Annotated in this window: 21 protein-coding genes and 3 tRNA genes; 14 read left to right on the top strand and 10 right to left on the bottom strand. The window is 42.3% G+C overall.

Going from position 1 to position 18,256, the window contains the following annotated elements:
• Nucleotides 1–106 precede the first annotated feature (106 nt).
• The 5 genes from RMY64_RS10680 (at nucleotide 107) to RMY64_RS10660 (ending at nucleotide 3,173) form a co-directional block, all read left to right on the top strand.
• Entirely contained in the window at nucleotides 107–259 is a 153-nt protein-coding gene (locus tag RMY64_RS10680) for a hypothetical protein (RefSeq protein WP_322700012.1), read from the top strand.
• An 85-nt stretch (nucleotides 260–344) separates the two neighbouring features.
• The gene (locus RMY64_RS10675) at nucleotides 345–653 is read left to right on the top strand and encodes a hypothetical protein (RefSeq protein WP_322700011.1); all 309 of its coding nucleotides are present in this window, start codon (nucleotides 345–347) and stop codon (nucleotides 651–653) included.
• A gap of 222 nt (nucleotides 654–875) precedes the next feature.
• Nucleotides 876–1,121 carry a CopG family transcriptional regulator gene (locus tag RMY64_RS10670; RefSeq protein ID WP_322700010.1) on the top strand — a complete coding sequence of 82 codons (246 nt, stop codon included), beginning with the start codon at nucleotides 876–878 and terminating at the stop codon, nucleotides 1,119–1,121.
• A gap of 256 nt (nucleotides 1,122–1,377) precedes the next feature.
• Nucleotides 1,378–1,527, top strand: coding sequence for a plasmid mobilization protein (locus tag RMY64_RS10665; RefSeq protein WP_322700009.1), 150 nt, complete (start codon nucleotides 1,378–1,380; stop codon nucleotides 1,525–1,527).
• Nucleotides 1,528–1,610: 83 nt separating this feature from the next.
• Nucleotides 1,611–3,173, top strand: a complete 1,563-nt coding sequence (locus RMY64_RS10660; RefSeq protein WP_322700008.1) for a VapE domain-containing protein — start codon at nucleotides 1,611–1,613, stop codon at nucleotides 3,171–3,173.
• Between the two features lie 972 nt (nucleotides 3,174–4,145).
• Here the strand turns inward: RMY64_RS10660 and RMY64_RS10655 are convergent.
• Complete coding sequence (locus RMY64_RS10655; RefSeq protein WP_322700007.1) at nucleotides 4,146–4,781, bottom strand: hypothetical protein; 636 nt, start codon at nucleotides 4,779–4,781, stop codon at nucleotides 4,146–4,148.
• 125 nt (nucleotides 4,782–4,906) lie between these two features.
• Between RMY64_RS10655 and RMY64_RS10650 the strand changes: the two genes are divergently transcribed.
• Complete coding sequence (locus RMY64_RS10650; RefSeq protein ID WP_322700006.1) at nucleotides 4,907–5,158, top strand: hypothetical protein; 252 nt, start codon at nucleotides 4,907–4,909, stop codon at nucleotides 5,156–5,158.
• Nucleotides 5,151–5,660: a hypothetical protein gene (locus tag RMY64_RS10645; protein WP_322700005.1), complete on the top strand. Its 510-nt coding sequence runs from the start codon at nucleotides 5,151–5,153 to the stop codon at nucleotides 5,658–5,660. Before RMY64_RS10650 ends, RMY64_RS10645 begins: the two co-directional genes overlap by 8 nt.
• Nucleotides 5,661–5,788: 128 nt before the next feature.
• Here the strand turns inward: RMY64_RS10645 and RMY64_RS10640 are convergent, their stop codons facing one another.
• Nucleotides 5,789–6,010, bottom strand: a complete 222-nt coding sequence (locus tag RMY64_RS10640; protein ID WP_322700004.1) for a hypothetical protein — start codon at nucleotides 6,008–6,010, stop codon at nucleotides 5,789–5,791.
• A 6-nt stretch (nucleotides 6,011–6,016) separates the two neighbouring features.
• Complete coding sequence (locus RMY64_RS10635; protein WP_322700003.1) at nucleotides 6,017–7,348, bottom strand: hypothetical protein; 1,332 nt, start codon at nucleotides 7,346–7,348, stop codon at nucleotides 6,017–6,019.
• A gap of 76 nt (nucleotides 7,349–7,424) precedes the next feature.
• Between RMY64_RS10635 and RMY64_RS10630 the strand changes: the two genes are divergently transcribed.
• Both RMY64_RS10630 and RMY64_RS10625 read left to right on the top strand, forming a co-directional pair.
• A complete protein-coding gene (locus RMY64_RS10630; RefSeq protein ID WP_322700002.1) occupies nucleotides 7,425–7,649 on the top strand; it encodes a hypothetical protein in 225 nt (74 codons plus the stop codon).
• 305 nt (nucleotides 7,650–7,954) lie between these two features.
• Entirely contained in the window at nucleotides 7,955–8,863 is a 909-nt protein-coding gene (locus tag RMY64_RS10625; protein WP_322700001.1) for a hypothetical protein, read from the top strand.
• A 307-nt stretch (nucleotides 8,864–9,170) separates the two neighbouring features.
• On the opposite strand, the gene RMY64_RS10620 is transcribed toward RMY64_RS10625, so the two are convergent.
• The 3 genes from RMY64_RS10620 to nadA all read right to left on the bottom strand — a co-directional run bounded on the left by RMY64_RS10620 (nucleotide 9,171) and on the right by nadA (nucleotide 10,513).
• Nucleotides 9,171–9,242: transfer RNA gene (locus RMY64_RS10620), tRNA-Thr, on the bottom strand.
• A gap of 87 nt (nucleotides 9,243–9,329) precedes the next feature.
• Nucleotides 9,330–9,415: transfer RNA gene (locus RMY64_RS10615), tRNA-Tyr, on the bottom strand.
• 126 nt (nucleotides 9,416–9,541) lie between these two features.
• Nucleotides 9,542–10,513, bottom strand: coding sequence for a quinolinate synthase NadA (nadA, locus tag RMY64_RS10610; RefSeq protein WP_322700000.1), 972 nt, complete (start codon nucleotides 10,511–10,513; stop codon nucleotides 9,542–9,544).
• A 149-nt stretch (nucleotides 10,514–10,662) separates the two neighbouring features.
• On the opposite strand from nadA, the gene RMY64_RS10605 reads away from it, so the two are divergent.
• Together RMY64_RS10605 and RMY64_RS10600 are read left to right on the top strand one after the other, a co-directional pair.
• Nucleotides 10,663–11,583: a TIGR04168 family protein gene (locus RMY64_RS10605; RefSeq protein ID WP_322699999.1), complete on the top strand. Its 921-nt coding sequence runs from the start codon at nucleotides 10,663–10,665 to the stop codon at nucleotides 11,581–11,583.
• Nucleotides 11,584–11,714: 131 nt separating this feature from the next.
• Nucleotides 11,715–11,799: transfer RNA gene (locus tag RMY64_RS10600), tRNA-Ser, on the top strand.
• 20 nt (nucleotides 11,800–11,819) lie between these two features.
• Here RMY64_RS10600 and RMY64_RS10595 read toward each other — a convergent pair.
• Nucleotides 11,820–13,244, bottom strand: a complete 1,425-nt coding sequence (locus RMY64_RS10595; protein ID WP_322699998.1) for a hypothetical protein — start codon at nucleotides 13,242–13,244, stop codon at nucleotides 11,820–11,822.
• A gap of 134 nt (nucleotides 13,245–13,378) precedes the next feature.
• Nucleotides 13,379–14,380 carry a hypothetical protein gene (locus RMY64_RS10590; RefSeq protein ID WP_322699997.1) on the bottom strand — a complete coding sequence of 334 codons (1,002 nt, stop codon included), beginning with the start codon at nucleotides 14,378–14,380 and terminating at the stop codon, nucleotides 13,379–13,381.
• A gap of 172 nt (nucleotides 14,381–14,552) precedes the next feature.
• Here RMY64_RS10590 and RMY64_RS10585 point away from each other — a divergent pair, with 172 nt between their 5' ends.
• The 3 genes from RMY64_RS10585 (at nucleotide 14,553) to RMY64_RS10575 (ending at nucleotide 15,889) form a co-directional block, all read left to right on the top strand.
• Nucleotides 14,553–14,819: a hypothetical protein gene (locus RMY64_RS10585; RefSeq protein WP_322668308.1), complete on the top strand. Its 267-nt coding sequence runs from the start codon at nucleotides 14,553–14,555 to the stop codon at nucleotides 14,817–14,819.
• Nucleotides 14,816–15,274 (top strand): type II toxin-antitoxin system VapC family toxin, encoded by a 459-nt coding sequence (locus RMY64_RS10580; RefSeq protein WP_322668307.1) that lies wholly within the window; start codon nucleotides 14,816–14,818, stop codon nucleotides 15,272–15,274. Before RMY64_RS10585 ends, RMY64_RS10580 begins: the two co-directional genes overlap by 4 nt.
• A gap of 168 nt (nucleotides 15,275–15,442) precedes the next feature.
• Entirely contained in the window at nucleotides 15,443–15,889 is a 447-nt protein-coding gene (locus RMY64_RS10575; protein WP_322699996.1) for a thioesterase family protein, read from the top strand.
• Here the strand turns inward: RMY64_RS10575 and RMY64_RS10570 are convergent.
• Complete coding sequence (locus RMY64_RS10570) at nucleotides 15,882–17,294, bottom strand: 2-succinylbenzoate--CoA ligase (RefSeq protein ID WP_322699995.1); 1,413 nt, start codon at nucleotides 17,292–17,294, stop codon at nucleotides 15,882–15,884. The genes RMY64_RS10575 and RMY64_RS10570 overlap by 8 nt on opposite strands.
• The gene (locus RMY64_RS10565; protein WP_322699994.1) at nucleotides 17,279–18,247 is read right to left on the bottom strand and encodes an o-succinylbenzoate synthase; all 969 of its coding nucleotides are present in this window, start codon (nucleotides 18,245–18,247) and stop codon (nucleotides 17,279–17,281) included. The genes RMY64_RS10570 and RMY64_RS10565 overlap by 16 nt, the downstream gene beginning before the upstream one ends.
• Between the last annotated feature and the right edge of the window lie 9 nt (nucleotides 18,248–18,256).

Genomic DNA, 18,256 nt, shown 5'->3' with positions numbered 1-18,256 from the left:
TACTTAAGTAGTATTAGTAACAAAAACACAAAAAAATCCTTTGGATTACTGGTGTAGTCATAGACTAAATAGACTAATATGAATGTATTAAGTTCAGAAAGGGTAAATGAAGCACATAACGGTTAGGCTGACAGAGGAAGAATACCAAAGGTTACTAGAAGCTCAGTTGGCATACAGTAACGCCCAAGGTCAGACGATCTCACTCAACGCATACATCAAAGCAAAGATCCTTCCAACTGCTAACCTATCCGAACAGTAAGCTTTACCCCCAAAACAAATACCAGAGGCAGTTAACGGCTACCCCTGGCAATCAAAATGATTTAAATCTTAGGAACTATCTTACCATGTCTAACTTAACAGTACAAGCTCCAGTCGATGCTCCTTTGGTCAACCTGTCTGAGTCAGTTGCAACTGAGGAAATCAACTCATCTAACACATATCATGTCCCTGTGGTATGGAAGCAGGTTAAGAAACTCATCGAAATGATGAAGCAGGTCGGTGTGGAGTGGGATGGTACTATCAATCACTTAGACTCATTCCATGTGAAATACAGAACAGCTTTTGACGTAGATTTATATTGGGCTTGGCGCGATTTGACCCCTAAGAAATCACACAAACGTAGTTCTTTAGTTTATGCCCCCTATACTGAGTAAGACTACAGTAGCTTTAAGTCCTGAGCATAAGAAAGCCTTTTGAGGTGATTGCTCAGGACTTAATGGGCGATAAATAGGCCCATCTAAAAATACCAGAATAATCATAAAGGGGTTAACCCCTAGTGCCACTTTTTACTAAAATATGCCAGTTAAGTGCTGACGCTAAGAGATAGATGTGGTATCATTAAGACATACCAACCAAGGGATTAGACAGATACTACTATGGCTAATATGACCCTGAGATTACCTGATGACTTGGATCTACAGCTTAAAGCACAGTCACAGGATAAGGGCATCAGTAAGCATCAGTTGATACTAGACTTACTGGGGGCAGGATCAGGACTACCATTAGAAGACCCAGAGCTACCCCAGGACACGTTAAGGGACTTACAGAGCCAGATTGACCAGCTACAGAAAAAAGTAAAGGTGTTAGCAGAACACGCGGGATATCCCTTTGGGACTTTCTAATACGTCTGGGGGGCTTAGGCTGTCTTAGTATCTTGTGAACTTTCCTTAAAAAAGAGACTGAGATATTAAGACAGGGGATACTGCCCCATCACATAATCACTACTTCTATAACCATAGAGAAAAATCTATGAAAACCATAGGATAGTTCAATGGTTACTTTTTAGCCTAAAATCCACCTCAAAGGCTGAAACCCTTATTCTACTGTAACTATTTAGGACATGACAAAGTACGAGTAAGAACAATAAGGCTTACTCAAATGACTAGAACATCAAAGGTTAACTTCCGGGCCACTGAACAGGAAGTGGCAAAGATTAAGGAACTGGCTAGGGCGGCTGGCTATTCACAGTCAGAATACATTCGGTTAGCTGCCTTGGGTTTTCCAGTGCAACCAGTACAAACCAAATAGGGCAACCAGTTCGCAGCTAGTTACCCTAAAGTTCAATATTCAGTTCAAACAAACACAGGGCTAATGCCCAAGGATTCAAATAAATGTCTTATATAGATGATAGCGCACTTTCAGATACTCAGTCAAGCTTTGATGATGATGATCATAGTGGCATAGATATAGACTCAGATGGGACTACTGAGTTTAAGTTAAACATAATAAAGAAAGCTGGCATTCTTGGTACTGATATCCCATCCGGTGCGGATATGTCCAGATGTGCTGATCCTAAAGACAAGAATAGGGTTAGCGGGGCTAGAAAAATGGCTAAACAGATGATCAAGGGGGCAGAAGATAAGCCCCAGATGTTCTGGAAACTATTTGAGGCGGTATACTCCGGGGTTAGGTTTAATAGCTGGAAACAGACCTATGAAGTAGGGGGTGAAGCGGTTAGCTGGGATTCTATCATGTGTAGGTTTGAGGATGCGGTATGTAGCCGCAAAGGTTCTGAAGCTTTCCTTAAGTCTAGGAGGAGAGACTTTGAAAGTAGGGTAGGTTTCAACCCAGTAAAAGAGATGCTAGATGGCTATCATAAGCAGTTCACTCAATGGGTTGAACTTGAGGAAGTAGCCACAGAAGATGATAATAGCGGCTTTGTGGAAACAAAGGCGGGGGATATTATCAAATGGAATGAGCAAGTATTTACCCCATTTCCCCAGTGGGATGAACTAGCTTTCATTTTATTTGGTACTAAAGATCCCCTACATCAGAAAATGATTGAAGTGTTCTTAATAGGTGCGGCGGCTAGGGCAGTTGAGCCGGGGGGAAAGCTAGATACCATCTTAGTATTGAAGTCCGATCAGGGGTTAGCTAAAACTAGCTTTTTTAAGGCGCTCGGTGGTGAGTATTTTGTTTCCATAGAGGATGTTACCTCGGTTGAAACAACCAGACTATTGCAGAAAGGTTGGATAGGTGAACTAGGGGAACTAGAGGGGATTACTAGGAAGTCTGATGTGGAAAGTCTAAAGCATTGGGCTACCAAGGAAGAAGACCATCTTAGGGTTATGCACACAGAAGACATACCAGTAAGACCTAGACATATTGCCTTTGGGGGTACTTGTAACTCTGAAGAGATCCTAAAGGATACCACAGGGAATAGAAGGTTTACCATTATTCCTGTAACTCAGGCAATCCCCCTAGATTGGTTTAGACAGCATAGAGCGCACATCTTGGCTACTGCTTACCATAAATACCAAGAGCATATTAAAGTAGATACCCCTTGGTGGTTTACTAAAGAATGGGAGATTAAGTCAGAGGCTCAGAATATTAACTTCATGGAAAAGTCCCAATATGAAGATACTTTAGTATTACTACTAGCTTCATTGGAGTCTAAGTTTACCCGCAATGGGTCATTGGGTAATGTCGAGGGTATTGGCTTTACCCTACCGGACATTATGGAGGGTCTTGGTATTCCTCTGGGCGCTCAGAAGCTAGGAAGACAAGATGCCAAGATTAGTAAGTTACTTGAGGGTTTAGGGTATCAGAAAAAGAAAACCAGGGTGTTTGGTTTAAGTACCCCTATTACCCAGTGGGCTAAACCAGAAGTAGCTAAGGATGGGATTAAGCACATGACTAAACAGCAAATATTAGAGATTAAGCAAACCCTGTAACTCATAGTTAATATCTAGACCGACCCTCAAGGCTTCCCTTGGGGGTTATTAGTTCTCTATCTTTAGGTGATTGTAGGGGGTTGGGAACAAAGATAGAGAACATCCTTAAACCCTTTATAGGGTAAGGGTTGTAGAGATTACCTCAACTGCTTTGTTCTCAACCTCTAAAAAGATAGAGAACAGCCTTAAATGCTTGCGGGATAAGGGTTATATCCATATTTGTTCTCTATCTTTTATAAAAGAGAGATATTTAATATGAAAAGCCCTATTTTCTATGCGACTTTAGAAAACAGAAAGATCGAGAACATCGAGAACAACTTATTGAAACCCTTGCTGTATATAGGTTTAACCCTGTTCCCAACCTTTTGATTGAGAACAAAGATAGAGAACATCGAGAACAATCAGGCATCTCTAAAACGCACAAGGCAAACAGTGATCACCCAGCGCTAGCCAGTAACCCCCTAGCCCCTCTGGTATGCCTTAAATAACCACCGGGGGCTTTTCATGTAGTAACCGGACAATAGGGCTACACTAGTACTAATAATCACCCTTAAATCCTATGGGACTTTTTTAATACCTGTATTAAAGATAAGTTGTTAACAATCGGATTATTTACCCTAGCGATCGCTGGGGCATCCTGGCAAATAATAACCCCCTTAAGCCAACCTAAGCTAATCTCAGTAGATGAGCCAACCCAGGGCCAAATAGGATTTAAATATCAGCAGTATGGGGTTCTCTGGTCAGCAGTTACGGACTGTACGCGCCCTGGTTGGATTACAAAGACGGATAGTAACACTTATCAATATCAGGAAGCCACAGACGAGTCAAGGGTCAACATAATCCAACAGTTATGCCATGCCGAGGATTTAGATTAGGTACTAAATAAATGAGAGTCCGATTGCTAATCACCACACAAGAAAACCCCGGCAAGTATAAATACTCATCGGGGTTAACTATGACTTACTACACGCTTTAAAAACCGCCTGTTAGACTCTGGATGATAAAGAGGTCATCAGTTGTCAGGCTGTCGATATGGGGGGTTTCAATGGCATTTTTAGACTGTTCAACCAGTTTCCTAATCAGCATTACTTCAGTTTGCCAGGTATCAAGGAATGGGGCGGCTGCCAGCTTGGTTTCATCCTCAAATAAGTCTTGCAATAGGTAATCTAGCCAAACAATATTGTTATCAAAAGGGTCAAAGTCAGCCATTAAAGTAACTAGGGCTTCATGAAGTTCTCGACTGTTTTTATAGGACTGACCACGCCATATTAAACCGCCATTACCAAAGCGATGAGTAGTTGATTCAACCCCTGTTTGAGGATGGGAAATCAACTGAACAACCAGCGCGAGGTACTTAGCAACCAAGGCATCATCCCCGTACTCAAGTCGGTAGTTAGTCAGATAGATACTGACCTGTTCAGATGTTAGAGTTCCGAACTTGATAGCAGTATCGATAAACTGCCCTAAGAACTTCATAGTTGCTTTTCTTGACTCAGCCTTGACGCGCTTCTCATCGGCTGCCTTTTGTCGCTCGGCTTCCTGTTCAGCCTGTAGCTTCTTAACAGTTGCTAAATGTTCATCAATATATTGTTGCCAGTTGCCAGACATTTGTTTTTACCTACTTGATTTATTTGTCCATCTACTAAAGAGAATGTCAAATACAAAAATCATCTGAAACGCCTAAAACTCATAAAAGATGTATTTGACTAAATCAGGTAAATAGGATAACTAAAATGAAAACTAAAGCATTATCATTTCGGATTGAGGAAAGTACTTATAACTGGCTGGCAAGCTTGGCTGAGAAATCTAAACTACCAATCTCAGAAGTAGTCAGAGAAATACTTAAGGTCAGTCAGATGACTCAGGGGACTAGACGCGCCTATGGTGAATGTTTAGAGTATTTGGCATCAGTAGAAGCTGATGATTTCTTAGTCGGTCTAGACGCGCTTGTAGAGGCTATTAAGGAGGTCAAGACCAATGGCTAGAAAGACTACTTGCCCTATCTGTGCGCTGAATGCTGAGGCTAGGCAAAGCTTTGCGGCTAAGGTCAGCATGGGGCTACCAGCAACCGCATTAGTTGATTACCTGATAACGCTGGGGGTTTATGTAACACCACAGCAGATTTACAGCCATAAAAAGCACAGTAAACCCCAGAAGCCCCAGGCAACCTACCAGGATACCTCGGTAGCCCCCAGGCTGACCACCAATGTATCAGCAGATGGCTTAACCACCGATGACAGACAAGAGAGGCTGCTAGCGATCGCTCTAGAGGCTGTGGATTCACTAGCCGCCCAGTTTAATGCTGATAACAATCTCAGGGTAGCCAGGATGCTTAAGGAAATGGGGGAATGGGCCAGCCAGTTAGTAAAAGACAGGATGGCCAGGGAGACTATACCAGACCCAAATATTAGTATCCAGATTCAGCTTGCCAGTCTAGAGGAAAAACTAGGGCTACCAGAAAGTAACAACACCGAGTCAAGCTACTAGAGGTATAAGTTTTATTTATCGAAAGTTTTCGATCCTTAGTGAAATATTTCGACCTATGTCAACCTACCCAGTCAAAAACCCTATGGTTTATATCACCATAGGGTTTAACCGTATATGTTCAGAAGTATTTAATCCGGGTCAACAGCTTGCCATAAGATAGTACGAGCGTTGCCGTCTGACTCTACATAATCTACTTCGTAGGTATTACCGTCTTTCAAGGTAACTTCAAAGACCTCTGCGTCCATATAATCATCGTCATCTAACGGACGCACTTCTACGATATCTTCTAAAGACTGTATTTCTACTTGGGAGCCGTCAGTTAGTGTAAACGTTACGTCTAATGTTTTCATATAATATTAACCTTGACTCCCTTGCTGCTTACTATATTGTAACCTGTATTGATTAGCCTTGTCTACCTTGTCTAACCCTTCCCTGAATAGCTTTTGGGCTTCCTGATGGGTTACTTCTCCCTTAGCTACCCTACGGTTTAGTTCACCCAAAATCACGTAGGATTCCCTACGGTATATTTCAATCCACGATCCCGGTCGAAAGGTATCAGAATGCCAACGTCTACCGGAATCACCAAACTCAGGTAATCTATAGCTCCTTAACTTGAACTCGCTAGCGTCTACGTCAATACCCTTAGGGTGATTAGTTAGGTACATCTTTTTATTACTTATGTCGTGTAGCCCCCCAGGTAGCACGACAAATGATCTCTGATCCTTATCCGCAGGGTTTAATACCCAATCCTCAACCGTTCTACCTGATTTAGTCTTTTTTGTTTCCCTACTCAGGATAGCCTGTGTCCGTGCCTTAGCCTCATCTAGGGTTATTTTACCCGACTCATAATCTTTAACAACGGTATCTAAAGGTACTTTAGCCCACTGATGGACGTGGTGTTGCTGCATCTTGCCATAACCTTTAGGAGTTAGGGTCTTGTCTACCCTGCCATGATACGTAGGGAGCCAGTCGGGTACAGAGCTATCTTTAGTCTCTACTTTGGTCATATACTTTGCTAACCCGTCAGCTAGTTGCACTGGGGTCATAGAAGCCAGTCGGGGCGATAACGATGGAACACCATAAATCCTATCCCCAAGATACTCATGCATATTGGTGTTCCGGTTGAGAACTACCTGTTTACCATCTACTTCCACTGAGTACTCAAAATCCTTAACTTTCCGGGTCTTAAACCCACCTTGAGCTTTGGCTAGCTCTGGCTTACCACCCCAGATGGTTAATCTGTCTCCTTTGGTGCTCAAGTGGTCAGGATTAGCCGCTAAATACTTCCCAGTAGCCGGGGTGGCCTGCGATCGCTCATTTAGAGGCTTCCCTACCTCCTTAGCTTCCTTCTTAGCCTTAAGTACCTCTTGTAACCGTCTACGCTGATCCTGGTTTAGCCCTTGATAAAGTTCTAACCGAGCCTGATAGACGTTGGCTGCATTCTTGGCAGCCTTAAGAGCCATAGCCTGCTTAATCACCTCAGCACGGGTCAAAGGTTTAGCATTCTGCGATCGCTCAAAACTTAAGCCTTTTTCCTTGGCTCCTTGTTTACCTCTAGTGGTACTTGAGCGCCTACCTGTAGCTGCCTTGGGTGCATCAGGAGTTTCAGCAAAACGTCCTTTATTACCCCTTGGATGTTTATGAGGATTCCAGGTATGGATTTTACCCCCACGGATTACCTTAGCCATCTAACATATCCCTCCATTTGAAGGGATTTAGTCAACTCTGAGTTGACTGTTTAGTTAGTAAAGTAGGGGGTTACTTATGGCTAAACTAAAACAGGCAGGTATCAGGTTTGACCTGGAAACGTATAAATGGTTAGAGGATGAGGCTGAGAAGACAGGCACACCGATTAGTGCCCTGGTTAGGGCGGGTGTAGTCCTTCTGATGGCTGAGAAAGCGCTAATGACTCAAATGAGGTCACAGATAGAAAGCCAAGGTGTTACTTACCCATCCATGAAGCGACCAAAGCAGCTAGTAAATAAATAGCGGGTAAGTGAGTAGCACATATGTCACACTGGAACTCCCCAGATTATTTATGAGATTTTATCATAACACACACTTTGGTATACCTCTTGTCATAGTAAGAGTTTTAATAGTATACTTGACTTAGAAGTATACCGGATAGCCATGACACCAGTTAACTTTGTGGTTAGGGAGTTTCCCCAAGGGGTTTTTCTATTCTGGACTAATGAGGCAGGCAATAGGCAGTTCATTCAGATAACACACACAAACAGTATACCCGTATAGCTAGCAGGGATTATAGAGGTTTACTACACCATAAAGGTATACCAATGTCACAGAAAGTTTTATCAGTTAAGGTTGATCCTGAAGATTGGGAGTGGTTCAAAGAAGTGTCCAGGGCGTACAGGACTCAGGCAGAGGCATTTAAGGCACTAAAACAGGTATACCAGACTACGGTAGAAAAATCGGTAAAAGTCTTTACAGGCAATGAGGTATACCAAAGTGTGTGTGTGTTTAGGTTAGGGGACAAGCTACCGCCTCAGTGGGAACTCAAATCAGCCATAGAGGAAACCATCAAAAATAGGAAGTGGTATGTATTCCCTGACGATCGGGTAGTTGCTATTATCCAGAAGTCCGCTAACGGATCTAAGAAGTGGCTAGAGGTGGCCGCTGAGTATCCTGATGAAATCTGGCATGAGGCTAAAACGGATAACAAGTTTAAATATCAGCCTGTTACTACCCTTAATGGAGCTTTAGGCGAGTACCAGGATAGGTTAGCTAAAATGCAGCAGCCAGCGATCGCCCTGGCACTGGCTAATGGCTGGCAAACAACCAAATGGCACTGGGATTTATCTGATTTGGTTAGAGAGGCTGAGGATTATTTACAAGTGGTAAACCAATCAGAACCTATTCAGACACAAGAGGTATACCAAAGTGTGTGTGATACTTCAGAGTCCCTATTAGGTTCTCAGATTACGCAGGAACCCTTGAGACTTTCCAAAGACGCTTTAGTGGAAAGATTAGCTCCCAAACACGTCTCTTTATCCACTGCTAATACTGATGAGGGGAGAGCCAACATACGTAGAGAGTTACCAACCACTTTACATGGCATCAAGGCTGCTAAGATACCTAAGTGGACTGCTGAGAGAGATCCTGAAGGGTTAACCTGGGAGCCTACTGACGATACTAGGGAACATTGGGTTATTAGTATGACAGTGACTAATAAATCACAAGGTTAGAATATGCGGCATCAATCATAATGATACCCCCCTGACCATCCAAACACAATATGAAACTCTAGAGGCTAGCCTGATTCAGTTCAGGGCTAGTCTTTCTGATTTAGACCCTGACTACCAAAAAGTTACTTCGGCGCTTAAGGAACTCAAGCGATCGCAGGTTGCCTATAACTTAACCAAGTACGGGGGATGAGAACACTGAGTTTAAGATTTGCGATAGTTATAGCTAACAGCCCTTAGACTGTCCTATGCTTAAGGCAGTTTTAAGGCAGATTAAGTCAGTTTAGGACTGCTAAGTATCTCTGGAAAAAGCCCGTGACGAGGATTGAACTCGTGACCTCACCCTTACCAAGGGTGTGCTCTACCACTGAGCCACACGGGCAAAATGTAACTTTGGTTTTTAAGTTGTAAGTTACAATGCTGGGAGCTTTGCTCTTAACCCAGTCATTATAACTTATAACTTCGTAAGTGGTGGGCCGGGCTGGATTTGAACCAGCGTAGGCGCTAGCCAACGGATTTACAGTCCGTCTCCATTAACCACTCGGACACCGACCCGATTTGTCTCACGATTTAAAATCTTAGCATCATGTTTGACAAATTGCAAGTAATTAGAAAAAATAACTTGCGGGTAGAGATCGCAACAAAACTGCGTCTCTACCATTTGTATAAAAAAAATACTGGTTACACGCTCATCTCCAGCATTCGTTGCATTGGTCGCAGTGCAGCAAGGCGAATATCCTCTGACATGGTAATTTCGGGAGTACGATTTTTCATTGCCCAGTAGAGCTTTTCTAAGGTGTTTAACCGCATAAACGGACATTCGTTACAAGCGCAATTATTCATCGGCGGTGCAGGAATAAAATGCTTGTCAGGAGCTAATTTTTGCATTTGGTGAATGATTCCCGGCTCTGTCGCCACGATAAATTCTTTGGTGGGGCTGTTTTGACAATACTTGAGTAAAGCGGCTGTGGAGCCAATAAAGCTGGCGTGGCGCAATACACTACTTTCACATTCTGGGTGTGCGATCGCCTCTGCTTCGGGATGGGCAATTTTTAACTGAACAATTTTCTTTTCCGAGAAGGTTTCATGGACAACACAGCTACCTTGCCATAGCACCAAATCTCGTCTGGTCTGTTCCATGACATACCGCCCCAAATTCCGATCTGGGGCAAAAATAATCGGCTGTTCCTTCGGTATCTGCTGCACAATTTTCACAGCGTTGGAGCTAGTACAAATAATATCGCTCATCGCCTTGATATCAGCAGAGCAGTTGATGTAAGACACCACCAGATGATTTGGATGCGCTGCTTTAAAAGCTGCGAATTCGTCTGCTGGACAACTGTCGGCTAAAGAACAACCAGCATCCAAATCTGGTAAAAGTACTAATTTATCGGGATTAAGGATCTTTGCTGTTTCTGCCATGAAGTGAACACCAGCAAAAACAATTACATCCGCATTAGTTTTTTCGGCGGCTCTTGCCAGTTGTAATGAATCCCCAATAAAGTCTGCAATATCCTGAATATCTGGCTCTTGATAATAATGCGCCAGAATAACAGCGTTGAGTTCTTTTTTGAGACTCTGAATCGCGGCAAACAAATCTAGTGGTACACCCAGTTGGGTGTTTTCTCGTTGAGCTAGTGCAGTAGTAAACACAGTTTAGGGGTGCTTTATGTTGCAAATGTATGTCCTGTGGATTCAATTATAGTAGTTTTTACCAAAAATAGTGGACGGTTGATATTTTGGGGTTGTGTCCAAATCGGGCTGAGTTTCATATCCTGGAGATAGACGGCAAGGAAAGTGGCATGACCAGTCAGAAAACTCAATCGATAAACCTCAAAATTGCTGTAGTTGGAGATATTCACGACCAATGGGAAGTGGAAGATGGCGTTGCACTCAAGCATTTGGGTGTTGACTTAGTGCTGTTTGTCGGGGATTTTGGCAATGAATCCGTGGAAGTGGTCAGAGCGATCGCTTCTCTTGATATTCCCAAAGCAGCCGTGATGGGCAACCACGATGCCTGGTTCACCGCCACCGAATGGGGACGTAAAAAGGCTCCTTATGACCGCTCTAAGGAAGACTGGGTACAGGAACAACTCGATTTATTAGGTTCGTCCCATGTCGGTTACGGTAAGCTGGATTTTCCCGCTTGGAATTTAACTGTAGTGGGGGGTCGTCCCTTTACTTGGGGTGGCCCAGAGTGGAAATTCGCGGAAATCTGTAAAGAACGTTACGGTGTGACGAGTTTGGAAGAATCCGCCGATCGCATCTTCAAAGCTGTTAAAAGTGCCGCTTACGAGACAATTATATTTTTGGGTCACAATGGGCCTAGTGGGTTAGGCGATCGCCCCGAAGACCCCTGCGGCAAAGACTGGCACCCAATTGGCGGCGATTTTGGCGATCCAGATTTGGGCGAGGCGATTTCTCAAGCCTTGACTGCTGGTAAAACCATTCCTCTGGTGACATTTGGTCACATGCACCGAGATTTACGCCATACCAAGAAGGTGCAGCGCAAGCCCATCTTTAGAAGTCCAGAGGGGACAATTTACTTAAATGCGGCTAGTGTCCCCAGGATTGTGGAAAATGACGGCGAGAAGTTGCGTAATTTTTCCATTGTCACCCTAGAGGCGGGTGTGGTTTCGCAAGTTTCCTTAGTTTGGGTGGGGAATGACTTTCAGGTGGCTAAAGGGGAAATTTTGTACGAGCGATCGCGTATTGTGTCGTAGACATTCGCATCCAGTAGTGCAATCTGCGTAGATAATAGGGTATAGTATGATCTGTCAAGTTTAGTGCTAACCAACAAAAGCGCCTAAATAGCGTTTGAAACTAGGATAAGCACAAGTTTGACAGATTTACTGGAGAGGTGGCAGAGTGGTCGATTGCGTCCGACTTGAAATCGGATGAGGCTAAAACCTCCGGGAGTTCGAATCTCCCCCTCTCCGTTTTTAGATAAAGTAAAAATTTAAAGAATTAGAGGTTGATCTGAATTAATCATAAAGTCATCAAACTCTTGAAAGTTTTCAAATTGTAGTTTTTTGCCAAAAAGTTCGGCAAAGTTTGCAAGAGCTAGAGTTGTTAACTCTGGCTTATTAGAGGTTAATCCCGCATCTATTGCAGCAAAGCAAGCATCAAATTCTACACAACGAGCCTGAAAGTTTGCTTCAAAAAGATGCTCAAATTCTGCTTGTTGTTCTGCCATAACTTTACAAGCTGCTTCGCAGATAGCCTCTACTTGTTCAGCTTCTTCCTCTGCCAGATGAGCCTGTTTGAAAATAGTGGCAGCAGATTGATAGATACTCGCAGCAATAAGATACCCTGCTATACTTCCTACTATTGCACCAACAGGGCCAAAAATAGCTCCTGCTGCTGTGCCTGCATACAGACTATATGTAGTGCAGGTTCCAGTCTGACCAACTCTTTCTATTAACTCCTGAGTTGTAATTTCTCCTTTTGCAAAACTGTAGACTGAAGCACCAACATCAATAACACCAGCAGCAACCGTAACTGCAACATTAGATTTGGCTAATGCTTTAACACCTAGCTTAGTAGCTCCATACCTTATTAGCGTACCTCCTATACCTGTAGTACCACTACGCACACCAGATTTACCTGCATCTTTAACAGTGGAAACAATTGCGTCTTCAACAGTATTTTCCCCTTTAAAAACAGTTATGCTGTTTTTCACTGCTGAAATTACTCCACCAACTATGAATCCTGCAACTGCTGCATTAGCTCCTGTAACGGCTGCTTCCTTAGCAACATACTTTGCTTCGGTGATAGCTGCGTAGATATCAGGATTTTCAGCAGCCCAAAGATTTTCCTTATAAGATGTACCATCGGATTGGATTTTCCCAGCTTTAAGTCTATCCGTAGTATTTTTAGCTGTATCTGCATATTCCTCTGCTTTGAAAGTTCCTAATTGTGAACGTTTTTCAGCTAGTTGCTTTACTTTTTCAGCATTACCATCAGGTACTAGTTTCTGCATTCCCTGATACTTTTGATTGCTGACAGCATGAGTTAGGTGACTAGCTTTGTCCATAGACTTAGCTTGAACTTCCTCAATAACGAGATTACCCTTCTTAATCAAAATATCAGCAACAGCGTGAGGTTTACCCTCAGCAGCTGTTACAACTGCCTTGAGTGGGGAATTGTTTAAAGCAGCATCTGCATTGAATTTAGCAGCTTCTATATATTCAAATAGATTACCTTGTGAAATCTTAGGGTCAACTGCTCCCAGTTTTTCAGCAGCAATTCTGAACAAATCCATCCCCTGCTGTATGGCATCGGTTGCTGCTGCATTTTGTTGAGCTTCTACAGCACCGTGAACACCAGATACAAAAGATGTTGCAGAATAAAGTACTTCTTGACGTTGGACTTTTTTATTCATTTTTGACATCCATAAATTCCAGCTTTTACTAAAAAACGCTAGGCCGAAAAAAGAAAACTCCCAACTAGAAAGCTTTAGGTAAGTTAGGAGTAATAGACACTACAAATTCTGACTTTTGAGCAATTATTGACAAATTAGGATTCATCTAAAAATGACTGTCCTTGCTTTAAAGCTTTAGTGGAGCTTTCATCCAAAGCACCATCTTTGGTGAGTAGTGGAGTTTCTAATAAAAGCTTTAGGACTTGAGCAAACTGAACTAGCAGATGAACTTGACGTTTTTGCAACTGGTTATATTTAGCGTAGTTCGTACCTGAGTCAATAATTATACTTTCCAGACCATTTAGTTCGGCTGTCATAGCTGTTGAAAGTCGCATGATGACTTCATCAAATTTTTTGGCTACTTTGTTGATGGCATCTAAAACACTAATAGCTTTTTCCATTTCTTTTGCCACCTTATCTGCTTCTGCCTTATAGCTGCGAGCCTTCGCTAAATTTTCAGTTGCCTTTGCTGCCATTAACATACCACCAACAGCAAAGATTGGCCCAGCTACAATTCCACCGAGGACAAACATACCTCCTGCCATGCCCCATCCACCGGCAACAAGTGAACCTCCGCCAAACCATGCCAGAGTAGCATTAGTGGCGGCAGCACCTGCAAGCGTACTAATCGCAGTCCCTGTTGAGGCTGAGGCAAACATTACAGCCCCTCCATAACTGGCAATTCCTGCCAATGCTCCTGCTCCGATTGCACTAGCTCCTCCTAGTACCACTTCATGAGCTTTTAATGCGATATCTTTCATTTGAGCTAATTCATCTCTAGTAAAATTAGCTGCATTAAACTCACTTGTATTTGCTTGTCCTGTTAGCTCAACGTTTTTTAGTTGCTCATAAAGCTTGACAAAACGACCTAGCTGCTCATCCCATACTTCCAGCTTGAGTTGCCCCAAATGCTCTAGAGTCTCAGTTGTTACTTGTCGTGAAGAGTTTAATTTCAGTTCTGCACGCTTATAAACTTCCTGTGCCTCACGCTGTAGGTTCTTGGCTTTTGAGTGAGCCGAGGCAGCATCTACTCCTTTTTTAGCTCCAAATAAGCCTGCTCCTAAAGCGGCAGCACCGAGAATCAAAGGTAAAACCATATTTACTTTATTAATGAAATACTTGTACTTATAATTCCCAGTTTTAAGACGATAATCTTTATACTCATTTAGTCTGTATATACTACATTCATAAGTAGCGATCGCTCCCTAACCTCTCCCCCTACTGCCATCGTGCTACCATTACCAATAAATTCTTTTGAGAGGTCAATCAATGGCTACCATTCATGCGCTCAATATACCTGATGAGTTATACGAACAACTACAACACTTAGCTAAAGCTGAAAATAACTCAATTGATGCTCAAGTTATTACAATATTGCAGAACGCTTTGCAGGCAAAAACACAGCCAACGGAAGAGGAAAGGCGAAAAAATGTCCCAAAACTCCTAGAGGAAATTAGTCGCCGTCGCCGCTTGAATCCAGCAGACTTTGGATTACCTGATAGTACTGAACTAATTCGAGAAGACCGCAATAGATGAGCAGTCCTCTTAGATGCGTGGTAGATACCAGTGTGTGCATCAAGTATTTTATTGCTGACCCACTAACTGCCAAAGTTAATCAACTCTTCGGTCATCTCGCCAATCCACAGACAGAAATTTTTGTTCCAGACCTTTTTTACATTGAGTGTGCTAACACGTTCTGGAAGTATGTCCGTGCAAGAATGTACACTGCTGCTGAGGTTCAGACAGATTTAGCTACTCTGAAAGCTTTTCCGTTGCGTGTTGTTTCAACAGCCGATTTGATGGCAGATGCAGTTACTATAAGCTTGAGTTATGGAACTTCTGCCTACGATGCCTCTTATGTTGCGCTTTCACAGCAGGTAGGTGCTACTTTGCTGACTCTCGACGGTAAGCTGGTGAAAGCCCTAGCCGCTTCGTCTTACAATGTTTGCTCGTTTAATGACTTTGAGGTTCCGCCGTTGGAGTCAATGTAAAAGCGATCGCTTTTCCTCACCCCAAAGCATTAGATAAGACTAAACATCTTGATACAAACTCAGAATTGGGAGAATAGAATTTTTCTCACCGATTTACTTAGTTGCAATAAAATTAGTTTGTAGAGTAGGCAATAATCCTGCTGTTTTTTTAATATTCAATTGTCAAAAATGCCTTTTACTTATAACCGCACGGTTCGTTTTCAAGATACTGATGCTGCTGGGGTAGTTTATTTTGCTAATGTTTTGGGTATTTGCCATGAAGCTTATGAAGAATCTTTAGAAGCATCAAGTATTAATCTCAAAGATTTTTTTACTAATCCTTCTGTAGCTTTTCCCATTGTTCATGCTAGTGTCGATTTTTTGCGCCCTATGTTTGGTGGGGACAAGTTACTGATTAGTTTAATTCCCCAAAAGATAGGTGTTGATAAGTTTGAAATTACTTATGAAGTAACAGTGGGTGAAGTGATAGTTGCTAAGGCTATTACTCGCCATGTTTGTATTGATGCCAGTAATCGAAGTAAACAGGAATTACCTGATGAGATAGTTCAGTGGTTGGAGACGAACCGCAGAGACGCAGAGGGCGCAGAGAGAAGAAGGTCGAGAGAGATTATGTGATGGGATTTTGGAGGAATTCTGTGGCTATTTGTTGTAATTGTTGGCGGTTAATTTTACCTTGCGAGTTACGGGGTAAGTTTTGCTGAGGAATCCAATATTTTGGGATTTTAAATTTGCTGAGTTTGTTTTTGAGTAGGGTTTGAATTTTTAAGGCAGAGGTATCTGATTTTTTGGGAATGTAAATTGCTGTTAAGGCTTGTCCCCACTGTTTATCTGGGATGCCGATGACACAAATATCAGCAACCATTTGAGTTGATTGTATAGCTGATTCAATTTCTGCTGGATAAATATTTTCGCCACCTGTAATAATTTTGTCGCTGTTACGTCCGACTATATTTAAATGTCCTTGTTCGTCTAAAAAACCTAAATCATCTACTTGGAAATCAGTTTGATTTTCTCTGGTTATCGGATAGTAACCACGGGCTAAAGATTTAGCATAAATTGTGATATTTCCGATTTGATTGTAATTTAAAATTTTGCCTTGCTGATTGCGAATAGTTACTTTTGCATGGGGAAGAATTTGACCACTGCTTATTTTACCGCCTAGAAAATCATCTGGTTTGAGGGTAGCAATTTGAGAGGCGGTTTCTGTCATGCCATAGGTAGGTGCTAACCGGATGCGATGAAATCTGGCTTTTTCTAGTAGTTCGTTCCATGCTGGCGCACCTCCCAAAAGTACAGTATTAAATTGGGATAACCATTCAGTTAATTCTGGATTTTCTAGAATACGTTGTAACTGTGTTGGTACTAAAGATATGAAAAATTCTGATTGTTTAATATTGAACATTTCTCCTGTTTCTACTGCTTTGAAGGGTAGAATAGCTAGTTTACCTCCAGTAGTGAAGGAGCGCATAAATTGCATTAAACCGCTCACGTGATACAGGGGTAACATGCAAAAAGAATTGACTTGCTTTAGTTGAAAGTATTCTGTAAATCCTTGTATAGATGCTATGAGAGTTTCCCAAGTATGGATGGCAAATTTAATTTGCCCCGATGAACCACCTGTGGGAATCATAATCAGTGCTGAGTGCTGAGTGCTGAGTGCTGAGTGAGAGACGCAATTAATCGTGTCTGTATTTGGGATTAGAGGAGTGGGAGAGTGGAGTAGTTCTCCCCAAATGATGTCTGGCTGTACTAAATCAAAGACTTGTTGCCATTCTTGTGTTCCCCAGTCGGGGTTACAAAGGAAAACTGGACAATTAGCTGCACAAGCAGCAATAAAGCTTGCTAAAAATCGTAATGGTTCGCGTTCAGCTAATATTATTTTTGGTGGTGTTCCACATTCTGAAATATGTGTTAATTCTAAATATAATTCTTGAGCTATTTGATTAAATTGATGGCTATCATAACCGATTAGCCAATCATTTTGAGCTAGCTTATTAAGACAGTTTAAAGGTCGTTCCATAAACTTTGAAGCCAGGTTTCTTCTTGTTCAAAAAAATGGTCGATGCCAAAACCAATCGCTCTGTTGTTTTGGGATAATTCCGCCGCTAGTTGGAGTGCTGCAAGTCTACCGATCGCAGTTTCAAATACTGATGAAAATACAGTATCAATTTGATATTGGTGGCAAAATTTTCTTAGACGAGATGGCGATCCAACGATCCCAGGCTTGATGACAAAAATTCCTCGCCAACCTTGCTGATGACAGGTGGCGAGTTGTCCAAGTGTGGCAACAGATTCATCTATTGCGATCGCAGTTTCATAACTCGTACTCAATTCCAACATCCCCTGAAATTGCTCAACAGGTAGGGGTTGTTCGATAAATTCAATTTCTAGGGGTAGTTCTGAATTTGCCTTGAAATTGTCGCAAGTCCACAGCCATAATTTAGCTTCCTCATAGCTGAGTCCACCGTTGGCATCTAATCGCAGTTTGGTAAAGGCTGGTAAGGTTTGTATCAGTGACTCAAAAATTTCTAGTTCATCAGCGATCGCATCCACACCAATTTTCCACTTAAATGTGCGATATCCTTGCTGCCATAGAGTTTCCAATTGATTTAAAGCCGCTTTCCCAGATGGTAATAAGCCACTAAAAGATTGCGTATTGGGTATGGAAAAGAATTCACTTCCCCACTCGCAGGCTGACTCAAAGCCAAATTGACAAGCAGGTAACTCATCTCGGATGGAGAAAATTATCTCGTCTGTGATTCTTTCTGGGAGTTGGCGACAAAAATCTAAGGCTTGTTCTAGGGTTTCGGAACCAAACCAACTAATAGGGGCGATTTCTCCCCACCCGACTTTACCTGATTCATCAGTAAGGCGAAGAATAATACCTTCACGAATATCCCACTTACCATGATTAGTGGTAAGCGATCGCAAAAATCTTCGCTGATATGGACGAAATTTAAATTGATAACGCATCAATTAGTA

Source organism: Nostoc sp. DedQUE08 (assembly GCF_034530895.1).
Classification (GTDB): domain Bacteria; phylum Cyanobacteriota; class Cyanobacteriia; order Cyanobacteriales; family Nostocaceae; genus Nostoc.
This window is presented reverse-complemented; position numbering and strand designations above follow the sequence as displayed.